General features: G+C 61.8%; 19 protein-coding genes, 2 tRNA genes and 3 rRNA genes. 14 read left to right on the forward strand and 10 right to left on the reverse strand.

The annotated features are described in order from the left end of the window. Positions 1-125: 125 nt before the first annotated feature. From G4G28_RS01660 to G4G28_RS27835, 3 genes are all read left to right on the forward strand, one after another. Positions 126-1,538 (forward strand): DUF2868 domain-containing protein, encoded by a 1,413-nt coding sequence (locus G4G28_RS01660; RefSeq protein WP_308601625.1) that lies wholly within the window; start codon positions 126-128, stop codon positions 1,536-1,538. A 67-nt stretch (positions 1,539-1,605) separates the two neighbouring features. Then, positions 1,606-2,865: a GTPase gene (locus G4G28_RS01665; protein ID WP_308601627.1), complete on the forward strand. Its 1,260-nt coding sequence runs from the start codon at positions 1,606-1,608 to the stop codon at positions 2,863-2,865. Further along, positions 2,796-3,134, forward strand: a complete 339-nt coding sequence (locus G4G28_RS27835; protein ID WP_308601629.1) for a hypothetical protein — start codon at positions 2,796-2,798, stop codon at positions 3,132-3,134. Before G4G28_RS01665 ends, G4G28_RS27835 begins: the two co-directional genes overlap by 70 nt. Here G4G28_RS27835 and G4G28_RS01670 read toward each other — a convergent pair. Beyond that, positions 3,109-5,235, reverse strand: coding sequence for a TonB-dependent receptor (locus G4G28_RS01670; protein WP_182990607.1), 2,127 nt, complete (start codon positions 5,233-5,235; stop codon positions 3,109-3,111). The two genes, G4G28_RS27835 and G4G28_RS01670, sit on opposite strands and share 26 nt — an antisense overlap. 522 nt (positions 5,236-5,757) lie before the next feature. Between G4G28_RS01670 and G4G28_RS01675 the strand changes: the two genes are divergently transcribed. The 5 genes from G4G28_RS01675 (at position 5,758) to rrf (ending at position 10,919) form a co-directional block, all read left to right on the forward strand. Next, positions 5,758-7,288 (forward strand): 16S ribosomal RNA (locus tag G4G28_RS01675). Positions 7,289-7,367: 79 nt separating this feature from the next. Then, a tRNA-Ile gene (locus G4G28_RS01680) sits at positions 7,368-7,444 on the forward strand. A gap of 22 nt (positions 7,445-7,466) precedes the next feature. Then, positions 7,467-7,542: transfer RNA gene (locus G4G28_RS01685), tRNA-Ala, on the forward strand. 263 nt (positions 7,543-7,805) lie between these two features. Then, positions 7,806-10,681: ribosomal RNA gene (locus tag G4G28_RS01690) — 23S ribosomal RNA — on the forward strand. Positions 10,682-10,806: 125 nt separating this feature from the next. Continuing rightward, a 5S ribosomal RNA gene (rrf, locus tag G4G28_RS01695) occupies positions 10,807-10,919 on the forward strand. The 16S, 23S and 5S rRNA genes sit together here with 2 tRNA genes alongside, the layout of an rRNA operon. A 296-nt stretch (positions 10,920-11,215) precedes the next feature. Here rrf and G4G28_RS01700 read toward each other — a convergent pair. The 6 genes from G4G28_RS01700 to G4G28_RS27330 all read right to left on the reverse strand — a co-directional run bounded on the left by G4G28_RS01700 (position 11,216) and on the right by G4G28_RS27330 (position 15,456). Next, positions 11,216-12,016 (reverse strand): hypothetical protein, encoded by an 801-nt coding sequence (locus tag G4G28_RS01700; protein WP_182990608.1) that lies wholly within the window; start codon positions 12,014-12,016, stop codon positions 11,216-11,218. Between the two features lie 266 nt (positions 12,017-12,282). Beyond that, positions 12,283-13,029, reverse strand: a complete 747-nt coding sequence (locus G4G28_RS01705; RefSeq protein WP_182990609.1) for a hypothetical protein — start codon at positions 13,027-13,029, stop codon at positions 12,283-12,285. A gap of 84 nt (positions 13,030-13,113) precedes the next feature. Continuing rightward, a complete protein-coding gene (locus G4G28_RS01710) occupies positions 13,114-14,178 on the reverse strand; it encodes a hypothetical protein (protein ID WP_182990610.1) in 1,065 nt (354 codons plus the stop codon). Continuing rightward, entirely contained in the window at positions 14,150-15,064 is a 915-nt protein-coding gene (locus G4G28_RS01715) for a hypothetical protein (protein ID WP_182990611.1), read from the reverse strand. Before G4G28_RS01715 ends, G4G28_RS01710 begins: the two co-directional genes overlap by 29 nt. Before the next feature lie 37 nt (positions 15,065-15,101). Further along, a complete protein-coding gene (locus G4G28_RS01720; RefSeq protein ID WP_182990612.1) occupies positions 15,102-15,254 on the reverse strand; it encodes a hypothetical protein in 153 nt (50 codons plus the stop codon). Positions 15,255-15,321: 67 nt separating this feature from the next. Continuing rightward, positions 15,322-15,456, reverse strand: a complete 135-nt coding sequence (locus G4G28_RS27330; protein ID WP_267873657.1) for a hypothetical protein — start codon at positions 15,454-15,456, stop codon at positions 15,322-15,324. A 355-nt stretch (positions 15,457-15,811) separates the two neighbouring features. On the opposite strand from G4G28_RS27330, the gene G4G28_RS01725 reads away from it, so the two are divergent. The 5 genes from G4G28_RS01725 (at position 15,812) to G4G28_RS01740 (ending at position 20,239) form a co-directional block, all read left to right on the forward strand. Next, positions 15,812-16,501 carry a response regulator transcription factor gene (locus tag G4G28_RS01725; protein ID WP_182990613.1) on the forward strand — a complete coding sequence of 230 codons (690 nt, stop codon included), beginning with the start codon at positions 15,812-15,814 and terminating at the stop codon, positions 16,499-16,501. After that, a complete protein-coding gene (locus G4G28_RS27840) occupies positions 16,488-16,946 on the forward strand; it encodes a hypothetical protein (protein WP_308601635.1) in 459 nt (152 codons plus the stop codon). Before G4G28_RS01725 ends, G4G28_RS27840 begins: the two co-directional genes overlap by 14 nt. Before the next feature lie 69 nt (positions 16,947-17,015). Continuing rightward, positions 17,016-17,729 carry a HAMP domain-containing sensor histidine kinase gene (locus G4G28_RS27845; protein ID WP_308601637.1) on the forward strand — a complete coding sequence of 238 codons (714 nt, stop codon included), beginning with the start codon at positions 17,016-17,018 and terminating at the stop codon, positions 17,727-17,729. Positions 17,730-17,819: 90 nt separating this feature from the next. Beyond that, positions 17,820-19,460, forward strand: a complete 1,641-nt coding sequence (locus tag G4G28_RS01735) for a phosphoethanolamine transferase (protein ID WP_229425394.1) — start codon at positions 17,820-17,822, stop codon at positions 19,458-19,460. Next, positions 19,460-20,239, forward strand: coding sequence for a phosphatase PAP2 family protein (locus G4G28_RS01740; protein ID WP_183107969.1), 780 nt, complete (start codon positions 19,460-19,462; stop codon positions 20,237-20,239). The genes G4G28_RS01735 and G4G28_RS01740 overlap by 1 nt, the downstream gene beginning before the upstream one ends. 113 nt (positions 20,240-20,352) lie before the next feature. Here G4G28_RS01740 and G4G28_RS01745 read toward each other — a convergent pair whose 3' ends face one another. Together G4G28_RS01745 and G4G28_RS01750 are read right to left on the reverse strand one after the other, a co-directional pair. Further along, positions 20,353-21,912: a GDYXXLXY domain-containing protein gene (locus G4G28_RS01745; protein WP_183107970.1), complete on the reverse strand. Its 1,560-nt coding sequence runs from the start codon at positions 21,910-21,912 to the stop codon at positions 20,353-20,355. An 8-nt stretch (positions 21,913-21,920) separates the two neighbouring features. Next, on the reverse strand, positions 21,921-22,886 hold the full coding sequence (locus tag G4G28_RS01750; protein WP_210283277.1) for a DUF2157 domain-containing protein: 966 nt from the start codon (positions 22,884-22,886) through the stop codon (positions 21,921-21,923). A gap of 153 nt (positions 22,887-23,039) precedes the next feature. Between G4G28_RS01750 and G4G28_RS01755 the strand changes: the two genes are divergently transcribed. Next, a complete protein-coding gene (locus G4G28_RS01755) occupies positions 23,040-23,324 on the forward strand; it encodes a hypothetical protein (protein WP_183107972.1) in 285 nt (94 codons plus the stop codon). On the opposite strand, the gene G4G28_RS01760 is transcribed toward G4G28_RS01755, so the two are convergent. Further along, entirely contained in the window at positions 23,325-24,758 is a 1,434-nt protein-coding gene (locus G4G28_RS01760) for a DHA2 family efflux MFS transporter permease subunit (RefSeq protein WP_183107973.1), read from the reverse strand. Positions 24,759-24,808: the final 50 nt, after the last annotated feature.

Consider the following 24,808-nt stretch of genomic DNA (forward strand, 5'->3'; position numbering starts at 1 on the left):
CCAAGTCAATCGTGTTCAGGTAGTTTTGCTACGCGCGATCTGGCGCTAATGGTCGGTGCTGCGGTCGCGGACGAATCTGGGGCACAATGTCTTGTAATGTTGCCATTCCAATAAACAGGACGAGCATGAACGAACAGCTTGCACGGCGCGTCGTACTGGTACGGGCGATCGAAACGGCCGATACGCAGCATCAGGTCTTGAGTGAAGACGATCGAAAATATGCCAGCCGCAGCGCGCGCGAGCTGGCGGCCTGGCAGGCGGCGGACAGCAAAAGCGCCGTCACGCAGGAGCATTTCCTGGGCCAGCGCGCCGAGCAAATCCTCAAGCGCCTGGCCGAGCGCACGCCTGCATTCGGCGCTTTTCAGAAACGCGGCCTGGGCATGCCGGGCGTGTGGGCTGCCTTACCCTTGCTGGCTTTGCTCGCCGGTGCGCTGCTCGACCGCATCGCCGACCCGCACCGAGTCGACCTGCTGTCGGCGCCGCTCATCGGTATCGTGGCCTGGAATCTCCTTGTCTACCTGTCCCTGTTGGTGTGGGCTCTGGTTCCCCGCCGCAAGACGGGGCCTGCGGGTGGCGGTCTCTTGCGCCGCCTGAGTGTGGGCAAGCCGGCCGTGCCGCGCAAGCTGCCCTCGGCCCTGTCCACCGGCGTTGCCAACTTCATGGGCGAGTGGGCACTCCTCAGCGAGCCGCTCACCCGCGCGCGGCTGTCGCGCACGGTGCACCTGGCGGCTGCCGCATTCGCCCTCGGCGCTGTGTTGTCCCTGTATGCGCGTGGCCTGCTGACCCAATATATTGCCGGCTGGGAGAGCACCTTCCTCGACGCGAACCAGGTACACACGCTGCTGTCCTGGCTGTTCGCGCCGGCGCTGTTCGTGTTCCGGCAATTGCAAGGTTTTTCGCTGGCAGACATCGAGGCGCTGCGCTTCACGGCCAACACGCCGCCCGGCGGTGGCGAGCGCTGGGTACACCTGTACGGGGCGACGATCCTGCTGCTGGTGGTGCTGCCGCGCCCGGTATTGGCCGCCATTGCCGCCATGCGCGCGGCGCGCCTGAAGCGGCGTTTCCCGCTGGAGCTCGAGCACCCGTATTTCCGCAAGCTGGCCGACAGCATCGGCGCCGGTACGCCCGCCGTCCTGCGCGTGCTGCCGTACAGCTTCACGCTGGACGAGGCGCGCGACCGCGGCCTCTGGACCGTGGCGGCGATGGCCCTCGGCGCCCAGGCGCGGGTGCTGCTGCGCCCGACCGTGCCCTATGGCGAGGAACCGAAGGAGGCGCTGCGCGAGAACGGCTTCGACGAAGCCGGCGTCACCGTCACCGCCGCCCTGTTCAGCCTGTCTGCCACGCCGGAGAAGGAAACCACGGCGCCTTCCTCGACCATCTCGTACGTTCCAGCCGCCGCGGCGTGGCCGTACTGCTCGACGAATCAGGCCTGCTCGAGCGCGGTGCCGGCCAAGCCGGTCTGGAAGCGCGCCTTGCCGAGCGCATTGCCCTGTGGCGCCAGTTCTGCAGTTTCCATGGCACCGCAGCCACGATCGTGAACCTGCTCGACCCGGCGAAACGGCCGATCGAACTGGGCGCGGGACTGGCCCTGCCGGAGCTGCGCTGATGGACGCCCCGGTCAAGATCCAGTTTGCGCTGGTATCGCATACGAACAACGGCAAGACCACGCTCGCGCGCACGCTGGTGGGCGCGGACGTAGGCGAAGTGCGCGACGCGGCCCACGTCACCACCTTCGCTGAAGCCCATCCGCTGCAGACGAGCGCGGCCGGCGACACCCTGTTGCTGTGGGACACGCCCGGCTTTGGCGACTCGGTACGCCTGCTGAAACGCCTGGCCCTCGCCGGCAACCCGATCGGCTGGTTCTTGCGTGAAGTGTTCGACCGCTACCGCGACCGTCCGTTCTGGCTCAGCCAGCAGGCTTTGCGCGCGGCCAAGGAAGAAGCCGATATCGTGCTGTATCTCGTCAATTCCTCCGAGGCGCCGGGCGACGCCGGTTACCTGCCGGCGGAGATGAACATTCTCGAATGGCTGGGCAAACCGGTGGTGGTGCTGCTCAACCAGCTAGGCCCGCCCCGGCCCGGCGCCGTGGAAAGTGCCGAGCAGCAGGAGTGGAAGTCGCACCTGGCGCGTTTTCCCGTCGTGCGCGAGGTGCTGGCACTGGACGCCTTCGCCCGCTGCTGGGTGCACGAACATGTATTTTACGAAACGGTCGCGCCGCTGCTCGACCCCGCCAAGCAGCCGGGCTACGCACGCCTGCGGGCGGCCTGGGACAGCCACAACCGGCAACGCTATGCCAGCGCGCTGCGCATGACGGCCGAGCAGGTGACGAATGCGGCGCGCGACAGCGAAGCCGTTCTGGAGGAGGGCGGCGGCCTGTTGCGCGGTGCCATGAAGGCGGTCGGACTGGGGCGCGACCAGCAGAAACGCCGAGGAGGCGGCGATGGCGGCGCTGGTCGAGCGGCTCAATGGCGAGATCGGCAAGACAACGATGCGCATGCTGGTGCTGCACAAGATCGATCCGGGCGAGGCGACCAAGGTCAATGCGCGCGTGCGCGAGAATTCGCGATCAAGGCGCCGATCGACAGGGCACAGGCGGGCTTGCTCGGTGCCGTGGTGTCGGGCGCGGCAACGGGCTTGTCGGCCGATTTGATGGCTGGCGGTCTGACCCCGGGTGGCGGGGCGCTGCTGGGGGCGCTTGTCGGTGGACTCACCGCGGCCGGTGCCGCCTGGGTTTCAACCGTGGCAAGGACCGCGACAAGCCGAGCGTGCAGTTCGCCGACGCTTTCCTGCAGACCTTGCTCGTGGGCGCGGTGCTGCGCTACCTGGCCGTTGCCCACTTCGGCCGTGGGCGCGGCAATTATGTAGAGGGCGAGGCGCCGCCCTTCTGGCAGGCGGAAGTGGAGGCCGTGCTGGCCGCGCAAGGGGCTGACTTGCCGGCACTCTGGCGCGATGTGCGCGCTGCCACCGACAGCGAAGCGGCGTTGGCGCCGGTCCGTGAGCTCGTCAGCCGCGTCACCGACGCGACGCTGGCGCGGCTGTATCCGGACGCTGCGCCGCAGCTGGGCTTGCTGGCTGCGGCGAAAGATGTGGCTGGGACAATGCCGCCGTCTAGCGAAATCCGTACTGCGCGCTGAAGCCGACCACCCAATTGCGACCTGGCGCCGGTTCGTAGAAGCGGCGATTGCTGTCACCGACGATGACGGAACCGACATAGTCGCGGTCGAACAGGTTGTTCAGGCGCGCAAATTCCTTGAAACGCCATTGCCCTGACTGCTGGTGCGCCTGCAGGCGCAAGTTCACGATGCCATAACCCGGCGCCGGCACCGCCGTGTTGGCATCGTCCGGGTGCACCTTGCTGCTGGCCAGCGCTTCCAGTGCCGCCTTGAATCGTCCGTCGGCAGTGGCCCAGCCGAGTTCGCCATACAGGTTGGCGCGCGGCACGCCGGGCAGGCGGTTCCCGGCCGGGATGCTGCCGAAGCCCTCTTCGTATACCGCGCGCAGCAGATTCGCTGCAATCCGCGTGTGCAGACCGTGCGCCATCTGGCTATCGAACGACAGCTCCATACCGCGGCGCAGTGTGGCACCGGCATTGCGATAACTGGTGCGGCCGCCGCTTGCGGCATCTACCACGAGCTCATCCGTCGTACGCACCTGGAACAGGGCAAGGTCAAGGCGCGCATCCTTGCCCAGCATGAGCTTGGCACCGGTCTCCAAGTGGGTGCTGCGGCTTGGACGCAGGCGGAAATTGAAGCCGCCGCCGTTGCCGGAATAGAACAGCTCGTTCAGCGTCGGCGTCTCGAACCCGCGTGCGGCGCTGGCGTACCAGTTCAGGCCTGGCGTCACTTTATACAGGATCCCAAGCACTGGGGCGGTGCCGCTATAGTCGACATGTCCGCTGTCGTTGCCGTTGTCGAGGAAACGGTCGCTTACGTCGACCTTCAGCGAACTGCGGCGCAGCCCAGCAGTAAGTACCCACTTATCCGTCGTCCATTCCGCTTGCAGATAGGGGTCAAGGCTGGACAGGCTGTTCTGCTCGTCCCGGCGCAGGCGCCCGCGCAGCCCGAATTGATTGCCGATGAAATTTTCGAAACCCTGGCGGTCATCGTCCGAGCTGGCGTATTCAAAACCGACGGTGGTGCGCAATGTGCCGCCGGCAAGCGGGCGTACATCGCGCCAGTTGAGGTCGATACCGTGGAAGCGGCGGTCGAAGTCGACCACGCCGCCGGAATGGCTGCCTGCTTGCTGGAAGGCGCGCGAGAACGCCTGGTACTGGATCACCTGGCGGTTGCCGCCATAGGCCGTGACCTGGAGCCGGTTGGCGCCGAAGCGCTGTTGCCATTGCAGGCCGATCTGCTGGTGATCGATACTTTTGCGCGTGTCGTAGCGCTCGGCGAAGCTGCGTTGCGGCGACTGCGGGTCGCTCGTATCGATTTCGCCGGCACGCGGATCGCGAACATAGGTGCTCCAGCTGATGCCGAGCGGATCTTGCGTGTCGCGCTGGTGCAGTGCGTTGGCGACGATCGTCAGCTTGCCATCCCCGGAGTTAGGCATCGTCAGCTTGGCATAACCCTGTTCGCGGGTCGCGGCGCTATGTGCGCGGTAACCATCCGTCTGGAAGCGCGACGCGTCGAGCAGGTAGCCGACATGGCCGGCCTGCCCGCCCGCATTGATATCGACCTTGCGCATGCCGTCGCTGCCGGCGCTGGCGCTGAACTCCAGCTCCGGCGCCTGCCCCGGTTCGCGTGTAAATAACTGGAGTACACCACCGGAATGGTTGCCATACAGGGCGGAGAAGGGGCCACGCAGTATCTCGATGCGCTCGGCCATGTCCAGGTTAAAGGTTGCAGCTTGCCCCTGGCCGTCCGGCATCGTCGCGGGAATGCCGTCGGTAATCAGGCGCACGCCGCGCACGCCGAAAGCCGAGCGCGCACCAAAGCCGCGCGAGGAGATCTGCAAGTCCTGCGCATAGTTCTGGCGGTTCTGCACCACGACGCCGGGAACGGCGGCCAAGGCTTCAGACAGGTTCACGCGCGGCTGGGCGGCACCGATCCGGTCCGCACTGATCACGTCGATTGCCGCGGGGAGGTCGACACTCGCCTGCTCCGAGCGGCTGCCGGTGACGACCACGACCTGCGCTGGCGGTAGCGGAGCGTTTGCCGGCTGGGCCGCACCGAGTGCCGGCAGGGCAGCGAGCGTAGCCGGGAGCAGTCGTAAGCGGAAGAGGAAAGAGGGCATCGTCGTCGCGCCATTGTTGATCAGGCGACAATGATAGTCCTGCCCTCGATTTCGCGTTGCAGGTACGATTTCGCAGTGCACAAAAAAGTTCGTGCCGCCCTCTTGCAGAGCATCAGCGAACTTTGCTATGATTCGCCTCCGCTTCGGCGCTGCAGGAAAAGCCTAAAGGAATCAGCTAGTTAAGCTGACAACTTCGAGAGCTTGGACAGCGAGCTGAAGAAAAAAAGAAGTTGACGAGAATCAGAAATTGCTTCATACTCTTCTTCCTCTGCTGCTGACGAACAAAACGATTCGCAACAAAGCAGCAAGGCAGTACCGAATAAAGTTCTTTAACAATTAACAGTCGATAAGTGTGGGCGTTTGATGAAGGTGCCAGCTGGCTAGTTCAGCTGATTACTTAAATTATCAAATGTTCACAAAAGTATTAAGCGTTGTCTCAGCAATGAGATAACGGTCAGTATCTTGAGTGAGCGACTCCGCTAGCAATAGCGGATGACACGAAAGTGTCAACAAACAGAGATTGAACTGAAGAGTTTGATCCTGGCTCAGATTGAACGCTGGCGGCATGCTTTACACATGCAAGTCGAACGGCAGCACGGGCTTCGGCCTGGTGGCGAGTGGCGAACGGGTGAGTAATATATCGGAACGTACCCAAGAGTGGGGGATAACGTAGCGAAAGTTACGCTAATACCGCATACGATCTAAGGATGAAAGCAGGGGACCGCAAGGCCTTGTGCTCCTGGAGCGGCCGATATCTGATTAGCTAGTTGGTAGGGTAAAGGCCTACCAAGGCGACGATCAGTAGCTGGTCTGAGAGGACGACCAGCCACACTGGAACTGAGACACGGTCCAGACTCCTACGGGAGGCAGCAGTGGGGAATTTTGGACAATGGGCGCAAGCCTGATCCAGCAATGCCGCGTGAGTGAAGAAGGCCTTCGGGTTGTAAAGCTCTTTTGTCAGGGAAGAAACGGTAGAGGCTAATATCCTCTGCTAATGACGGTACCTGAAGAATAAGCACCGGCTAACTACGTGCCAGCAGCCGCGGTAATACGTAGGGTGCAAGCGTTAATCGGAATTACTGGGCGTAAAGCGTGCGCAGGCGGTTTTGTAAGTCTGTCGTGAAAGCCCCGGGCTCAACCTGGGAATTGCGATGGAGACTGCAAGGCTTGAATCTGGCAGAGGGGGGTAGAATTCCACGTGTAGCAGTGAAATGCGTAGAGATGTGGAGGAACACCGATGGCGAAGGCAGCCCCCTGGGTCAAGATTGACGCTCATGCACGAAAGCGTGGGGAGCAAACAGGATTAGATACCCTGGTAGTCCACGCCCTAAACGATGTCTACTAGTTGTCGGGTTTTAATTAACTTGGTAACGCAGCTAACGCGTGAAGTAGACCGCCTGGGGAGTACGGTCGCAAGATTAAAACTCAAAGGAATTGACGGGGACCCGCACAAGCGGTGGATGATGTGGATTAATTCGATGCAACGCGAAAAACCTTACCTACCCTTGACATGTCAGGAATCCTTGAGAGATCAGGGAGTGCCCGAAAGGGAACCTGAACACAGGTGCTGCATGGCTGTCGTCAGCTCGTGTCGTGAGATGTTGGGTTAAGTCCCGCAACGAGCGCAACCCTTGTCATTAGTTGCTACGCAAGAGCACTCTAATGAGACTGCCGGTGACAAACCGGAGGAAGGTGGGGATGACGTCAAGTCCTCATGGCCCTTATGGGTAGGGCTTCACACGTCATACAATGGTACATACAGAGGGCCGCCAACCCGCGAGGGGGAGCTAATCCCAGAAAGTGTATCGTAGTCCGGATCGCAGTCTGCAACTCGACTGCGTGAAGTTGGAATCGCTAGTAATCGCGGATCAGCATGCCGCGGTGAATACGTTCCCGGGTCTTGTACACACCGCCCGTCACACCATGGGAGCGGGTTTTACCAGAAGTAGGTAGCTTAACCGCAAGGGGGGCGCTTACCACGGTAGGATTCGTGACTGGGGTGAAGTCGTAACAAGGTAGCCGTATCGGAAGGTGCGGCTGGATCACCTCCTTTCTAGAGTAGCACCGGGAGCTAACGCTCCATCACCAAGCGTCCGCACTTATCGACTGTTGAACAAGAAGAACACAGTTTCGGGGCTGTAGCTCAGCTGGTTAGAGCACCGTGTTGATAACGCGGGGGTCGTTGGTTCGAGTCCAACCAGCCCTACCAAGTTATTGGAAGTATCCGATAAGGGGGATTAGCTCAGCTGGGAGAGCACCTGCTTTGCAAGCAGGGGGTCGTCGGTTCGATCCCGTCATCCTCCACCATCACTTGGTAGTATCGAAGAGCCTGAAAGTACAAACGTAAGCAAGTCGTTGAAGACTGCCGCTTAGGTTTGGTCTTTTAGAGATCACTGTTGTTCTGTTCTTTAACAATCTGGAAGAAGTAAAGTTTTTTTAAGCGTGCAAACGCATCAGCAATGATGAGTGAGCACACTTAGGGTAGTAGTAAAAGTATCAACAAACATGCAACAAGCTGTACTCCTTGAACTATGACGCTCCCTGGTGTGAACCAGGGGCTAACGTTATAGGGACAAGCGAATAAGTGCACATGGTGGATGCCTTGGCGATTACAGGCGATGAAGGACGTAGTAGCTTGCGATAAGCTGCGGGGAGTGAGCAAACACACTTTGATCCGCAGATTTCCGAATGGGGAAACCCGGCCTTTTAGGTCATTGCATGCTGAATACATAGGCATGCAAAGCGAACGCGGCGAACTGAAACATCTAAGTAGCTGCAGGAAAAGAAATCAACCGAGATTCCCAAAGTAGTGGCGAGCGAAATGGGAAGAGCCTGTACGTGATAGTCGACTGGATAGTGGAACGGATTGGAAACTCCGGCCATAGAGGGTGATAGCCCCTTACACGAAATTCAGACGGTGGTACTAAGCGTACGACAAGTAGGGCGGGACACGAGAAATCCTGTCTGAACATGGGGGGACCATCCTCCAAGGCTAAATACTCGTAATCGACCGATAGTGAACCAGTACCGTGAGGGAAAGGCGAAAAGAACCCCGGGAGGGGAGTGAAATAGATCCTGAAACCGTGTGCATACAAACAGTCGGAGCGGACTTGTTCCGTGACGGCGTACCTTTTGTATAATGGGTCAGCGACTTACATTCAGTGGCGAGGTTAACCGAATAGGGGAGCCGTAGAGAAATCGAGTCCGAACAGGGCGACAGTCGCTGGGTGTAGACCCGAAACCAAGTGATCTACCCATGGCCAGGATGAAGGTGCGGTAACACGCCCTGGAGGTCCGAACCCACTAATGTTGAAAAATTAGGGGATGAGCTGTGGGTAGGGGTGAAAGGCTAAACAAACTTGGAAATAGCTGGTTCTCTCCGAAAACTATTTAGGTAGTGCCTCAAGTATCACCATCGGGGGTAGAGCACTGTTATGGCTAGGGGGTCATTGCGACTTACCAAACCATTGCAAACTCCGAATACCGATGAGTGCGAGCTTGGGAGACAGACGTCGGGTGCTAACGTCCGGCGTCAAGAGGGAAACAACCCAGACCGCCAGCTAAGGTCCCAAAGATTGGCTAAGTGGAAAACGAAGTGGGAAGGCTAAAACAGTCAGGATGTTGGCTTAGAAGCAGCCATCATTTAAAGAAAGCGTAATAGCTCACTGATCGAGTCGTCCTGCGCGGAAGATGTAACGGGGCTAAGCCAGTCACCGAAGCTGCGGATATCCTTTATTGGATATGGTAGGAGAGCGTTCTGTAAGCCTGCGAAGGTGTCTTGTAAAGGATGCTGGAGGTATCAGAAGTGCGAATGCTGACATGAGTAGCGATAATGCGGGTGAAAAGCCCGCACGCCGTAAGCCCAAGGTTTCCTGTTCAACGTTCATCGGAGCAGGGTGAGTCGGCCCCTAAGGCGAGGCAGAGATGCGTAGCTGATGGGAAGCAGGTTAATATTCCTGCACCGTCGTATGATGCGATGGGGGGACGGATCGCGGAAGGTTGTCTGACTGTTGGAATAGTCAGTTTCTGCTTCATAGAAGGCACTTAGGCAAATCCGGGTGCGTAATTCAAGGGAGTGGGACGAGCGGCCTTGTGCTGCGAAGCAATCGGAAGTGGTTCCAAGAAAAGCCTCTAAGCTTCAGTCATACGAGACCGTACCGCAAACCGACACAGGTGGGCGAGATGAGTATTCTAAGGCGCTTGAGAGAACTCGGGAGAAGGAACTCGGCAAATTGGTACCGTAACTTCGGGAAAAGGTACGCCCCGGTAGCTTGACCACTTTACTGTGGAAGGGCGAAAGGGTTGCAATAAACTGGTGGCTGCGACTGTTTAATAAAAACACAGCACTCTGCAAACACGAAAGTGGACGTATAGGGTGTGACGCCTGCCCGGTGCTGGAAGATTAAATGATGGGGTGCAAGCTCTTGATTGAAGTCCCAGTAAACGGCGGCCGTAACTATAACGGTCCTAAGGTAGCGAAATTCCTTGTCGGGTAAGTTCCGACCTGCACGAATGGCGTAACGATGGCCACACTGTCTCCTCCCGAGACTCAGCGAAGTTGAAATGTTTGTGATGATGCAATCTACCCGCGGCTAGACGGAAAGACCCCATGAACCTTTACTGTAGCTTTGCATTGGACTTTGAACCAATCTGTGTAGGATAGGTGGGAGGCTTTGAAGCGGGGACGCCAGTTCTCGTGGAGCCATCCTTGAAATACCACCCTGGTTTGTTTGAGGTTCTAACCTTGGTCCGTTATCCGGATCGGGGACAGTGCATGGTAGGCAGTTTGACTGGGGCGGTCTCCTCCTAAAGTGTAACGGAGGAGTTCGAAGGTACGCTAGGTACGGTCGGACATCGTGCTAATAGTGCAATGGCATAAGCGTGCTTAACTGCGAGACCGACAAGTCGAGCAGGTACGAAAGTAGGACATAGTGATCCGGTGGTTCTGTATGGAAGGGCCATCGCTCAACGGATAAAAGGTACTCTGGGGATAACAGGCTGATTCCTCCCAAGAGTTCATATCGACGGGGGAGTTTGGCACCTCGATGTCGGCTCATCACATCCTGGGGCTGTAGCCGGTCCCAAGGGTATGGCTGTTCGCCATTTAAAGTGGTACGTGAGCTGGGTTTAAAACGTCGTGAGACAGTTTGGTCCCTATCTGCCGTGGGCGTTGGAAATTTGAAGGGGGCTGCTCCTAGTACGAGAGGACCGGAGTGGACGAACCTCTGGTGTACCGGTTGTCACGCCAGTGGCATTGCCGGGTAGCTAAGTTCGGAAGAGATAACCGCTGAAAGCATCTAAGCGGGAAACTTGCCTTGAGATGAGATTTCCCGGAGCCTTGAGCTCCTTGAAGGGTCGTTCGAGACCAGGACGTTGATAGGCTGGGTGTGGAAGTGCAGTAATGCATTAAGCTAACCAGTACTAATTGCCCGTACGGCTTGTCCCTATAACCTTAGCAGGATATAGATTCAAGAAATACAGCGCTGTTTGTTGATACAGCTGCTACCACTTACTTCTTCCAGATTCAGAGCAGCGTTGCCGATTGCGGAAACGATGCTCGTACAAGTCATGCCTGATGACCATAGCAAGTCGGTCCCACCCCTTCCCATCCCGAACAGGACCGTGAAACGACTTTGCGCCGATGATAGTGCTGCAACCAGTGTGAAAGTAGGTTATCGTCAGGCTAGTTATAAGAGAAAAACCCGCTGATTGCGATCAGCGGGTTTTTTTTCGTCTTGAACCCCCCCCGCCGGGTCAGGTCCGCACTGTGGACCCTCACCTCTGCGGGGTTTTTTGCGTTTGGGCGGCTGTTTTTCGTCCCCTGCATTGGCCTTGGCGGTCATGCTTCGCCATATGGGCTTGGCGGCTCGTCGTCCACTGGCCTCGATAAGCCGACACGAGAATCGGTAACGCTGGTACTGCGTCGACGGTGGACTATGGATCCGCCCGATTTATAACGAGCGTGCGCAACCAGCTCGTCCTAGCGCGCATCCTTCCCCTGTCCCCGCGCATTGCTGCGTGCATTCCCGCGTTTCCCCAGCAGTGCGTCAAGCCACCTGTTCCTGACAGCGCCGTCGACATCGACCGAGGTAGGCCATTCCACAGGCCATTCGATCGGAGGCAAGCCAAGGCGCGCAGCGTGCTCTTCAGCCTCATGATGGCACTGCACGATGCACGTCTGGCTGTGCAATCGATGCTCGAGGACATCGAAGCGCGCCATCATGTCGCGCTCGAAACCACGGGGCGTACCACCGCGGCCGACATTGCTGAAGCGGATGAATGCGTCGCGTGCAGAGGCCAGGTCGACGGCGGACGCAGCCGAACCCGTGCACATTCCGAAGAAAGCCTTGGACAGGGCGGGGAGCCAGTGCTGGCTCTGCGTGACGAGATGATCAAGCAGGCCGGCAATCGCGCCGTCGTCCAGCGGAGCCAGGAAAGACAGCGGGGAGTCGCGCTCGATTTGGACGACCAGGCGCTGCGCCGCGTCCTCTTCAACGGGCGCATCGGCGGGAAACAGCCAGCGCCGCTTCTCGGACGCTCCCGCAAGCGGCACCGACATGGTCTGGAACAACGCCGCATCGGCAGGGTTGGCGCCAGCCACGTAGAACACCGGGACCACGTCGAGCCACTCGCTGCGCGTGTGCGCGAACAGGAGCGCCTGGACGAACGGTCCCCGCATGCGCACCAGATCGCGTTCCGCATACAGGCGGAAGCCGGGCAGGACGAGCGGACAACCGCTTTGTTTTCCATATCCCGATAGATCGAACTCTGTTATCGCCATCTCGCACCTCCTCGCCGCCGCAATGGATGGTGTCGCTCGACATAGCGCGTGCGTATCGGACTGCAGCGTGGAACCCGTCACGCGCGATACGCCACGTCTACACAGCGTAGCCCAAGCGCGGGCGCGCGGACACTGACAGCTTTGATAGCCTTGACCTGCCTTTCACACCGTCCCTGCAGGCCGTGTGCGCAGACGGAGAAACGGTCTTGCACGGACGTAGGGGAACGCGCGCCGGGAAACGCGCGACCAGCCAGTCAGCTGCCGCGTTATGGATTGGCTGCGACAACGTCCTCAAACTCATACACGATGAGCGTGTCGTCGTTCCAGCTACTGTCGGCCAGCAGAGGGTAGTAAACGCGTTTGTTGGCAGGGTCGATCCGCAGGTTCAGCTTGCGCTCTCCGGAGACGAATGCAACGTTCGCAAGTGGTCGTGGCGCCTGGTAACGCAGACCCACCATTTTCGAACGGCACATGCCGCCGATCGCCGACAAGCTGTTGCGAGTCAGGAAAGGCATGTCCTCGCGATTGACCGCCCAGCCGATCTCGCACTCGAGCCGCAGGTCGCCCAGGCGGCGCGCGTTGTCAGGCACGCCCGGCGTATGGATATCGCCGCGCCAGCGCAGCACGCCCTTCGACTTGTTCGAAACGAGCTCGGCGTTGTCTTCCGCCGCGCCGGGCAAACGCGGCAGGATAAACGTGCCGTCGCCGGCGACCGGCAGCGGCACGTCGGTATTCTTGCCCGACAGTTTCAGCGTCACCGTGTCGAAGGCGATTTTCCTGGTGTCGGAGACGAGTTGAAACTTCAGCGGAGCCGCAGGGGCCAGCGAATGGAGTTTTTCGAATGCATCGAGACCTTTCAGCATCTGCCGATAAGGTTTAAGTTCGGGGTTTTTGACGCCACTGACTTCGACCACCTGTACGGCTTCGGTGGATGCGGGCGCAGCGTCGGTTTCCTGCGCAGAGGCGCCGGCCGAAGCCATCAGTGCGAGAAGCGAGAAGGTTGTCAGTTTCATTGGTACGCGATCCATATGACGATTGTAAGCAGATGAGACGATCGCGCGATGCACCTGTGCTCCACGCGGACGCCATCCGGAACATCAGCCCCCATCCGGAAGATCACGCACGAACAGGCGGAAGTTCTTCCACATGAACAGGCACGTAACCATCCCCAGGTAAGCCAATAACAGCGCAACGGCTGCGATCTTGAAAGTGATGAAGTCAGGGCTTTCCGCGATGATGCCGTACAGGTAAGCGCACTGCCTGAACAATACCAGGGCAAAACCACAGGTCGCCGCAAATAGTCCGTAACCATAGAGCACATCGGTCCAGGCACGCTCCTTGCGGACTGGCCACAGGCGCGGCTTCAGACGGAGATTGAAAAAGTCACGGATCAGCCAATAGCCGTCGGTATTCGGCAGCGGCGTCAGGCTGAAGATCGCGCCCAGGATGGCCATCGTCGCCGCCATCTGCACCTGCTGGGGCCCGAAGGCGAGCAGGCAGGCGCCGAAGCTACTCTGAAAGAGCGCGCCTGCCATGGCAACGACTGCCTTGCCGCGCTCGTCGGTCAGGCAAATGCTCGATACGTCCGCCGCCATCGCTGGCGTACCGCGGAAGGTCATGACCCGGATCGAGCCCGTGGCACCCGTCATCCTCAGGCAGGCGGTGGCATGGCCGAATTCATGGATCGTCATGCTCAGCAAGAGAACCGCAATCGTGATCGCGGCGTCGACGAAGGTCACTTGCATCGCCCAATGCGCGAAGTCGTGGATCCTTGCGAAATGGACGCCTGGCAGGCTGTAGAGTACCACCTGGAGCAGGACGAGAAACAACAGTCCAGGTGCCGAGAACAGCGGTCCCAGGGGACGCGCCAGCTGGCTGACAGTGCGCGAGGAGATACGCAGCCTGCGGGCGATACGGCGGCGCAAGTCCGGCGCTTGCGGCGTATCGCACACCAGGCCATGGGATGTCAAGGAGGCAAACATCTTTTCCGACACCTGTTCGCGTCCGAAAATCCGGTTGCGGTTCAAATCGGAAAAGGTCCGCATTTCGTCTGCGGTAAGGTTTTTCAATAACAAACGGCGGGTACCCTGACTGAGCACGGCGAACGTATCGCCGAGCGCTACATCATCGACGTCAAATTGATATAACGTAGTCGATTTCATTCTTGATTTCTTTTCCGAAGTGCGCGACGACCGCTGGATCGTCGCTGAACGTATCGATCCCGTCCTGGATGTTTTTGAATTGCAGTTTTGCCGGCACTTGCCACGCTTGCATGGTCCTGGTGTGCACGACATAACGCTGGTCCTGGACGCAGAACGTGACCGCACAATTCTGCGCCTGATCGAATTCGAAGAAGCGGTGGAACTGATGGAGGCGTTCGTATTCGGCCGGGTCCTCTTCGAGCGCCTGTCCAAAGGCCTGGAAAGCGGCAGGAAGATCCAGGTGGCCCGCGTTCTCGATCCTGAAATCCTTGCCTATTCTTTTCGTTATCAGGATTTCATAACCCGGATCGATCATCTCGAGCAAACGTCCCAGCGAGGAGTGTCCTTTGAAATGCCCGCCCTTGATCGGATAACGGACATCCGGCGGACTATCGAGCCGTGTCCATGGAATATCCAGCAGGAGAATGCCCGGTATCCCATCGTGGATGGCACGGCGCAAGGTTTTCACCATGCCGAGATTACTCTGGATGAATTCGAGCTGGAAGCCGTGCTGGACCGCCAGCTGCTTCAGGGAATTCCGATGGCCTTCCTGCTGCTCGCCGATCAGGCTATACACGACACCGGGCCCGCTGCGCTGCGCCATTGCCCGATAGAGCAGGGGATAAAGCGAGAAATGAAAGGATGCGAACATGCGGCCCGGCTGCGGCGCTTCCGGCCAGGGCATTTCTACCTGTGTTTGCCGAACGACATTCCGAACCATCTGGAGAGACTGGGCAAATTGACGCGCTGCCCAGTCTCTCGAGATCTCGAAAGACTCAACCGGGGTTTTTCCAAGATTAATTAAATTGGCAATCGCCAGTGCACGATTTAAATTACTCGTCTTCAACTCTACCTCAGCACCAGTTGGTCTATCGAACAATCAATTACGAAGCGTCGTATTCGCAGATGCAGCCGCAGACTTTTTCTTCGCGCATCGCGATTTCTTCGATGCTGATTGCGGTGGTGTCGGTTGCTTCAACAGCGGCAGCTTTTTCTTTGTCGGCGAAGATCGATGCGAATTTTTTCAGGGCGTCCATTTGGTATCCAGTAAAGAATTATAGAAAAAGAGCCAGACTATTTTCATAGCTGGCTCAATTTGTTTTATTAGAACATCGTGCTGCAGATGCAGATGCCTGCGTCTTCAGCCATTTCTTCGCGGCGGGTGATTTCCGAAATGTCCAGTGCGACGACTTCGGTGGTTTCTTGTTGTGCTTCGCCGTTCAGCTCGATTTGGTTCATTGTTTTCTCCAGTTTTTATAATGTGCCACCGGCTGGTGACTGCGTAAATATACGCGGGCCCTTTGCGCGATGTCAAACGATATTTAGACGGTAAAATGTCTCGTTACGCTCGGATATATTTTACGTTTTAATATATGCGAATGGCATGGCCGTTTATGTAAAGCGCATGGAATATTGCTCAATTAAAATATCGATTATTAATTCTGAATCTGATTTGTATAAAGTTTATTGAATGCTGTTGGCGGCGGCGATGACGAGGCCCGGAGGCACGCCATGCGCACGGTGTCGATGCGTGCAGCACAAATCTGCGGCGCCAAGCCGGACCTGGCGCAGCATTAGCCGCTAAAATAGCTTGATGCGCATCCTTATCGTCGAAGACCATCCCGACATCCTGGCGAACCTGTATGGTTTCCTGGAGCCGAAAGGCCACGTGCTCGACTCCGCGCGCAACGGCTATGCGGGCCTGGCGCTGGCGTCCGAAAACGAATACGACGTCATCGTCCTCGACCTCGGCCTGCCCGGCCTGAACGGCCTGGAGCTGTGCCAGAAACTGCGCAACGAATTGGCCAGCCGCACGCCGGTATTGATGCTGACGGCGCGCGACAGCCTCGCCGACAAAGTCGCCGGTTTCGACAGCGGCGCCGACGATTACCTGGTCAAGCCGTTTTCCCTCGTCGAGCTCGACGTGCGCCTGAAGGCGCTGGTGCGCCGCTCCGAGGGCCGTACCGCCGCCAGCAGCAAGCTGCGCGTCGGCGAACTCGTGTTCGATCCGGATACCCAGGAGGCGACCCGCGAAGGGCAGCCGATCACGCTCACCCGAACCGGTTACGTGCTGCTGCGCACGCTGATGGCCGCGTCGCCACGCATCGTCTCGCGCGAGACGCTCGAGCACGCCGTATGGGGCGACGACCGTCCCGACAGCGACGCCTTGCGTACGCACATCCACGCACTGCGCCAGGCCATCGACAAACCTTTTACCCACGCCATGCTGCGCACCGTCGCCGGCGTCGGTTACCGACTGGCGCTTCCCGATGCAGCCGGCTGATTCGCTGCGCAGGCGCATCGTCGTCGCCTTCATCTCCTTCGGGCTGGTGCTGTCGCTGTTCTTTGCCGCCATTGCGATCGTCGCGGTCGAGGGTATCGAAGTGCACCTTGTCGACAATCGGCTGGCCGAGGTGGCCCAGTGGGCATTGCCGCGCGAAGCCGCCGGTCTGGCGGTCGACCTGCCGGCCGGGCTGCGCTTCCACCGCGGCAATGCCATCCCCGCTCGCTGCGCGGCTTGCCGCCAGGCGTGGCCGAGGTCGACGTCGACGGGGTCGGCCTGCACGTGCTCAGCGGTAGCGATGCACGGGGCCCGTATGTCGTCGTCGACCACGAGAGCGATTACGAAAAGGTCGAGCTGGTCGTATATGCGATGTTCGCCGTCTGCTTCCTCGGCTTCGTGCTGCTGGCCGCGGCGCTCGGCGGCTATTTTGCGCGGCGGGTGGTGACCCCGATCAGCGAACTGGCCGATGCCGTCGCCCACGGCCGCAACGCGCTGCCGTCGACCGCGCGCAAGGATGAGCTCGGCATATTGGCGCGCGCTGGAAGCGCATACCGCCGAACTGCGTGCCTTCCTCGACCGCGAACGCTTCTTCACGGGCGACGTCAGCCACGAACTGCGCAGTCCGCTGACGGTGATCATGGGCGCGGCCGAGATCCTGGTGGCGAATGCGGCCGATGCCGCCACGCGCGCACCGGCAGAGCGCATCTACCGGGCGGCGCGCGACGCCGCCGAATGCGTGACCGTGTTGTTGCTGCTGGCGCGCGGGCCGGAACTCGGGCGCCTGGCGCCGGTGCAGGTCGATGCCATCGCCGCGCGCGAAGTAGAGCGCTACCGCGCGCTGGTTGCCGGCCGGCCGGTACGGATGCAGTACAGCGACGGCGCCCAGTTCAGCATCCAGGCGCCCGCCGAGCTGTGCGCCGCCGCCATCGGCAACCTGGTGCGCAATGCCTGCCAGTACACCGAGCAGGGCGAGGTCATCGTCGCGCTCGAGCCGGGACGTGTCATCGTCGAAGATACCGGCCCCGGCTTGCCCGCAGCCGTGCGCGACACGCTGGCCCAGGCGGGAAGCCACGCGGGGGTGCCGTCGCAGGGATCCGCCGGCACGGGCCTGGGCCTGTCGCTGGTGATGCGCATCTGCGAATACCTGAACGCCTCGCTCGATTACGAAGAGCGGCTTGGGGGCGGCAGCCGTTTTACCATCCGCTTCGCCGATTTCACGCCTTCTTAACACGGGGTTGATCCCCCGCTGACGTCCCTCATCCTATCCTGCCCAACAGGGTGGCCAGTTGCGGCCGCAACGTTTGGACGGATGGCAAAGTTGGACAAGTTCTTCGCTCGGCGCATCAATGCGCATTTCCTCACGCTGGTTGTGGCTTTGCTGTTGGCCACGTTCAGCAACATCAAGTTCTGGACGACCTTCGCGCAGGCCGCCGGCGGGCTGACGCTCGCCAGGCTGCCGCTGCTGGCAGGCGCGTTCGCGATCATCGTCCTGTTCTTCAATGCCTGCCTGACGCTGGCCAGCTTCCGCTTCGTCGCCAAGCCGGTGCTGATCGTGCTGGTGCTGACCGCCTCGGCCGCCAGCTATTTCATTGCCGCCTACGGCGTCGTCATCGACAAGGCAATGATCCAGAACGTGTTCGAGACGGACACGCGCGAAGCGGCCGAGCTGTTCAACTGGCACATGGTGCTGACCGTCGGCCTGCTCGGCGTGTTGCCGTCGATCCTGATTGCACGTGCACAGATCCGCTTCCCGCAAGGTGTGCGCGGTTTGCTGGGACGGGCCGGCATTGCCGGCGGCTCCCTGCTGGCGGCAGTGCTGCTGCTCGTGCTGCTGTTCAAAAGCCTGGCACCGGCCGTGCGCGAACACCGCGAGCTGCGCTTCCTGCTCACGCCCACCAATACCATCCAGGCCCTGCATGGCTACCTGCGCAACAAGTGGAGCACGCCCGTGGTGGTGGCGCCGCTAGGACGCGATGCGATCAAGGGGACGTCGTGGGCCGGACAGGCACGCAGGACGGTCACCGTGATCGTGGTTGGCGAGACGGCGCGTGCGATGAATTTCTCCCTCAACGGTTACAGCCGCGAGACCAATCCGCTGTTGTCGCGCCAACCCGGCCTGATCAATTTCTCGAACGTGAGTTCCTGCGGCACCGCAACCGCCGTGTCGGTTCCCTGCGTGTTCTCGGCACTCGGCCACGACCGCTTTTCGCAGGAAAAGGCGTCGAGCCAGGAGGGCTTGCTCGACGTGCTCAAGCATGCCGGCTTCGACGTCCTGTGGCGCGACAACAATTCCGGCTGCAAGGGCGTCTGCGACCGCGTCGCGTACCAGGACATGTCGCACCCGACAGCGGGCGACCCCTTCTGCGAAGGCGAGGAATGCCATGACGAGCGCCTGCTGGCCGGACTGCCCCAGCTGATCCGCAACAGCCATGGCGACCTGGTCATCGTGCTGCACCAGAAGGGCAGCCACGGTCCGGCTTATGCGCACCGCTATCCGCGGGGCTTCGGCCGCTTCGGTCCGGTATGCGACAGTAACGAGTTCGAGCAGTGCTCGCGCGAGTCGATCGCCGCGGCCTACGACAACACCATCCTGTACACCGATTATTTCCTCAGCAAGACCATCGACCTGCTGCGCGAGACGGCGCAGGATGCCGGCGTCGACACGGCGATGCTGTACTTCTCGGATCACGGCGAGTCGCTCGGCGAGAACAACATGTACCTGCACGGCGCGCCCTACATGTTCGCCCCCAGCGAACAGACCCGGGTGCCGATGATGCTGTGGATGTCCGACGGTTATACATCGCGCTTCGGCATCGACCGTACCTGCCTGATGGCGCGCCGTGACCAGCCGGTGTCGCACGATAACGTGTTCCATTCGGTGCTCGGCATGCTGGACGTGAACACGGCGGTGCTCAATCCCAAGCTGGACCTGTTCCGCGCCTGCACCCGGGGCAGCTGATGCGGCACACGGACCTGACCCAGGCGCCGGCGCTGCTCGGCGCGCGCCAAGTTGCGCGCCTGTGCGCCTGGCTGGCGCTGACTGCCCTTGTCATCCTCTGGATCGGCCGCTGCACCGACATCGACCTGATGCTGGTCGACGCGGTCTACGACACGGCGAACCACGTCTTCCCGTGGCGCCACGCCTGGTTGACCGATACCTTCAGCCACGTCATCCTGAAGGGTTTGCTAACGCTGGCGGCGGCCTATTTCATGCTGGCGGCGGCCTTCGACGCTTTCCGTCCACGCGCCGCGCGTGACGCCGCAAGCCGCCTGCGCCTGCGCGTGGTGGGACTGTCGGCGCTGCTGGTGCCGCTCGCGATCAGCGCACTCAAGCAGACAAGCGACGCGTATTGTCCGTGGGACCTGGCGCGCTACGGCGGCCATGCGCCTTACTTGCGGCTGTTCGATGCGCTGCCGCCCGGCGTGCTGCCCGGCCATTGCCTGCCTGCGGGACACGCTTCGAGCGCGCTATGGCTGGTGGCGCTGTGTGTCTACTGGCTGCCGGGCCGCCCGGGCGCGGCGGGAAAGGCTGCCCTGTGCGCGCTGGCCGCCGGGGGCATCGTCGGCTGGATGCAGCAGCTGCGTGGCGCGCACTTCCTGACCCACACCCTGTGGTCGGTCTGGATCGCCTGCGCCGTGGTGCTGCTGGTCGTGCTCGCACTGCAGTGGCAGCTGGGCTACCGGAGACAGGAAGCGCTGGCGCCCTTCATCGACGATCCGGTCGACGAAGCCGCGTGAGCCTGGCGCAAGGCCGCCATCGCGGCGTTGCGGGCGCGACCTTGCCGCGTGAGTCTCTTGCCGCTGTCCCGAACGGCATCCCTTGCCCCGCAGGCCCTGCCTGTCTGCTGTGCCTACAGCGGCTGCAGGTTCGCTCCGCGCAGGCCGACCAGCAGGGCGCGGCCGTCGGGCTGCACCCGGAACTCGCCGTATTTGGCCGCTTCCCAACGCTTGGCTTCGCCTTCGGTGAAGTACCAGGCATCGGTGACCAGCATCGGGTGCCCGTGCTTGTACACCAGCTCGATCAGGATGTCGCCCGGTGCCAGTGCGCCGCCGTCGTGCAGTCGCAGTAGCCTGGCGACGCCGTTCGGGCCCACGCGCGCCACCACGTGACTTGCCCGCCGCGTGGCCTGGCCGTTGGCGCCGGGGAGCGAGAAATTGAGCCGCATGTAATCGCCCTGCATCAGCGAGCGCGGATCGACCGGTGCCAGCTCGACGAAGACGGGCGCGCCCTGGCTGATGAGCGCCTCTTTTTGCCAGATCGAGAAATTCACCACGGCGAGCACGGCCAACGTGGCGGCACCGATCAGCCAACGCTGGCGGCCTTCGCGCAGCGCCGGCACCGGCTCCGGCGACGTCGTTTCGCGAACCCGCTCGTGCGGAAGCGCGAAGCCGGCGATCAGCGCCAGCGCCGCCCCTGCCGCTGCCAGCAGCAGCGCCTTGTGCGCCAGCGGCCAGGCCAGCTGGTAGTAGAAGTGACCGAGCAGCCACAGGGCGCAGAGTCCGGCCAGCGACGCCAGCACGCGCCGGCCGCTCGTCAGGGATACGATGCCGATCAGCGCCGTGGCGCCGAGCGCCGGGAAAAGGCCGACAGGGCAGCCAGCACCAGGCCGGTCCGCCGCGAACGGGATGCTGCGCAGCACGGGCCAGCGCCATGCGGCCCAGGCCAGCGCGGCGACCGCGGCGGCGACGGAGACGCCGCGCCACAGGGTAAAGGTGGAGCCGGCATCGTGGAAGGAGCTGGCCGGGTCGACGGCGCCGCCCACCACGACGGCCAGGCTGGACAGGACGGCGAGCGAGCACAGCAGGGACACCGCAGCGCCGGACAACACGGCTTCGCTCATGGCAGCCGTGCCGATCAGGTGGCGCTGGCGGCTCCAGTGGCTGCCGGCACAGCCGAGCAGCCAGGATGCAGACGCGCCGTACAGGGCGGGCCAGAAATTCGGCCAGCCGCCGTGCAGCGAGGGTGCGAGTGCGGCAACCAGCAGCGCGCCGATCGCCACACCCCACAGCGTGCGCAGCCAGTTGCGCGGCGTGGCCCAGGCCAGTACGCAGGCGACCGCCAGCAGCACCGGCGTGATGTCCTTGCGTGACAGCAGATCGGGCAGGCCGGCGCCCAGCAACACCATGCCGGCGATCAGCAGCGGCAAGCAGAGCTGTTCAACGAACAGCGGCAGCGTTTTCACACGCAAGATCAGCACCGCGGCCACCAGCACGACCGCGCCGCCAATTGCCAGGCCGGCGTTCGAGCTTCCGCTGGCGACGACCGCGACCATGAACGCCACCAGCGGGATGGCCGCGAACCAGGCGCCGATACCGCTCATCACCAGTACCGGCCAGGGGCGGTGTGTATCGGCCTGCGTGCCGGCGGCGAAGATGCCGCGTTCCACGCCTTCGCGAACGAGATGGTCCATGCGCCTGCTCATGCCTGGTCCTCCGTACCGTGCTGCCTTGCCAGCGGCAGGATCAGCCAGACCGTGAGCGCCAGCAGGCCGGCGGCCACCAGGCCCAGCAGCAGCAGGACTCCGCTTCCTTGCGAACCGCTGCCGCTCAGCAGGGCGCGCATCAAGCCACCGTCGATCAGCACATTCAGGCCGAGCGCCGCGATGCACAGGCTCACCAGGTCGAACCACCGGCCCTTGTGGGTCAGCCAGGCCGCCGCCGCGAACAGCAGCAGCGCCGCCAGGTAGTAGCCGCCCGGGGTGCGGCCGACCAGGTCGGTCACGCCGACCGCGCCGACGAGGAGCGCGGCCGACAATGTGGCCAGCCGCATCGACGCCGACCCCGCACCGGCGCGCGGCCCGAACACGGTCAGCAGGGCGGCCAGCGCGCAGGCGAGCAAGGCAGCGCAGGCCATCAGGAACAGCGCGGGCTCGAACCCGAACAGATCCAGCCGTCCGCCCCACAGGCCGAGCGCCGTCATCGCGACCAGGGTCCAGGCGCTCCAGACGCTGTCGGAACGGGCACCGAATGCCAGCGGCAACGCCAGGGCGGCCCGGGTAGCGAACAGCTGCCAGGCATCGGCACCGGTCTGGTAAGTCTGGCCGAAGAAGGCGAACAGGGCGCCGATGGCAAGCAGCGCCAGCAGGGCAAGCGGGACGCGCGCCGGACGCCACAGCGCTGCTCCGGCACAGGCACACACGGCCGCGCCTTCCAGCAAGCCGAACTGTCCTGTCCGCCCGAACGACTGCCAGTTGGCGGCAACGAAGAAGACCAGGCCCAGTCCGATCATCAGTGCCCCCAGCAACAGCAGCGCGCGGCGCAGTCGGCCGGCCAGGCCGCCAGGCTGGGCGTCGAAGGCGGCGAGCCGCCAGAGGGAGGCGAATGCGTCGGGACCGAGACGCTGCTGCGCCGCCAGTTCCAGTACCGCAAGGCGGGTTTTCATCATGGATGCTCCAGGGCGGCCAACGCCGCAACGAAGTTATGAGTCCGAATGGCGTACCGAAGTTGCGGTCGGCAGCGCAGTGGTTTGCGTCGCATCATCGCACGATCTTGTCCGTATTGCATCCTTTTATCTTTCTTTTGGGAAAGGATGACTTCCATGGACGAGCAAGCCGGACTGGCCAGGATGCTGATCGCCCCTTTGGGCCGCATCACCACGCAATACGAAGGAGCGATCCGCCCGCTGCTGGGGGAAGGCGGAACGGCGGCCCAGGGTGTCCTGGCCAACGACGAGGCGGTGCGCAAGGTGGCGCAGTTCTGCTACCCCTTGCTGCCCGGCCTGGTGCGCCTGGCGGTGAAGGAAAGTGCGTTTGTCGGCTTCGTGATGAGTAACCGCGAGCTGCTGCTGGCGCGCCTGGCAGGGCAGGCTGCGCGCGCTGCCTGATTATTGCGTGGCAACCGGCTCGGCCGTGGTCGCGGCGGCGCGGCCCCGGCTGATGCTGTCGCCGTCGCGCCGGCGCAGTCGCCAGAAGATCACCGCCGACAAGATCGTCATCATCGCCAGCGCCCAGAAGCCGTGATGCAGGGCGCCGGTGACGAGCACCGGGTTCGTTTGCGGCACATGGCCGAGGAACCAGGCGGTCACGAGCGTACCGGTGGCCAGGCCGAAACTCATCGACAGCTGCTGGAAGGAACTCGAGATCGTGCTTGCCATGCTCGAATCCTTGGCGTCGATGTCGGCATAGGCCAGCGTATTCATGCTGGAAAATTGCAGCGAGTTGAAGAAGCCTTGCATCAGGCTGATGCAGACGATGAGGATCAGCGGCGTCTCACGCCCGACCAGCCCGAACAGGGCAATGGTGAGCCCGATGCACAGCGTATTGACCACCAGCACCTGGCGATAGCCGAAGCGTGCCAGCACTTTCGGCGCGATCAGTTTCATGCCCATGGCTGCTGCCGCCGACGGCATCATCAGCAAGCCCGACTGCCAGGCCGGCAAGCCGAGCCCGAGCTGGTAGAGCAGCGGCAACAGGAAGGGCAGGCCGCCAACCCCGAGGCGCGTGACAAAGCCACCGACGACCGAGATGCGGAAGGTCCTGACCCTGAGCAGATTCAGGCGCAGCAGCGGGAACTTGCTGCGCTCGGCGTGCCACGCGTAGGTACCGAGCAGGCCGAGGGACAGCGCCAGCAGCAAGGCCATGGTGACACCGCTCAGCGAGTGCTCGCCGAAAATCTCGAGCAGCCAGGACAGGATGGCGGTGCCGGAACTGAACAGGATCAGTCCGGGCACATCGAGCGGCCGGCGCTCGTCGCCATGGTAGTCCGGCATGTGACGCCAGACCAGGAACATGGCGATCAGGCCGAAGGGCACGTTGATGAAGAAGATGGCGCGCCAGGAAGTCAGGTGCACCATCAGGCCACCGACCGTTGGGCCCAGCAAGGGCCCGATCAGCGCCGGAATGATGACGAAATTCATCGCCCCCAGCAGTTCGTTCTTGGGGAACGTACGGACGATGGCCAAGCGGCCGACCGGCATCATCATCGCGCCGCCGAGTCCCTGCAACAGGCGCGCCGCCGTCATCATTTCCGCGTTGGGCGACAAGCCGCACAGCATGGACGCCAGGGTGAAGATGCCGATCGCAATGAGAAACACGCGCCGGGTGCCGAAGCGGTCGGCCATCCAGCCGCTGACGGGGATGCCGACGGCCAGGCCGAGGATGTAGCTGGTGACGACCGATTTCAGGCTCAGCGGCGTGACGCCGAGGCTGGCGGCGATGCTGGGAATGGCGGTGTTGACGACCGTGGCATCGAGCTGCTCCATGAACAGGGCAGTTGCAACCAGCCATGGCAGATAGGTCTTGATGGTGGAAGGATTCAATCGGCGCTCATCCAGTCCTGCGCGCACGGATGCGCGCGCTCTGCCGGATT

It is taken from the genome of Massilia sp. Dwa41.01b, from assembly GCF_014171775.1.
In the GTDB taxonomy this organism is placed as follows: Bacteria; Pseudomonadota; Gammaproteobacteria; order Burkholderiales; family Burkholderiaceae_D; genus Telluria.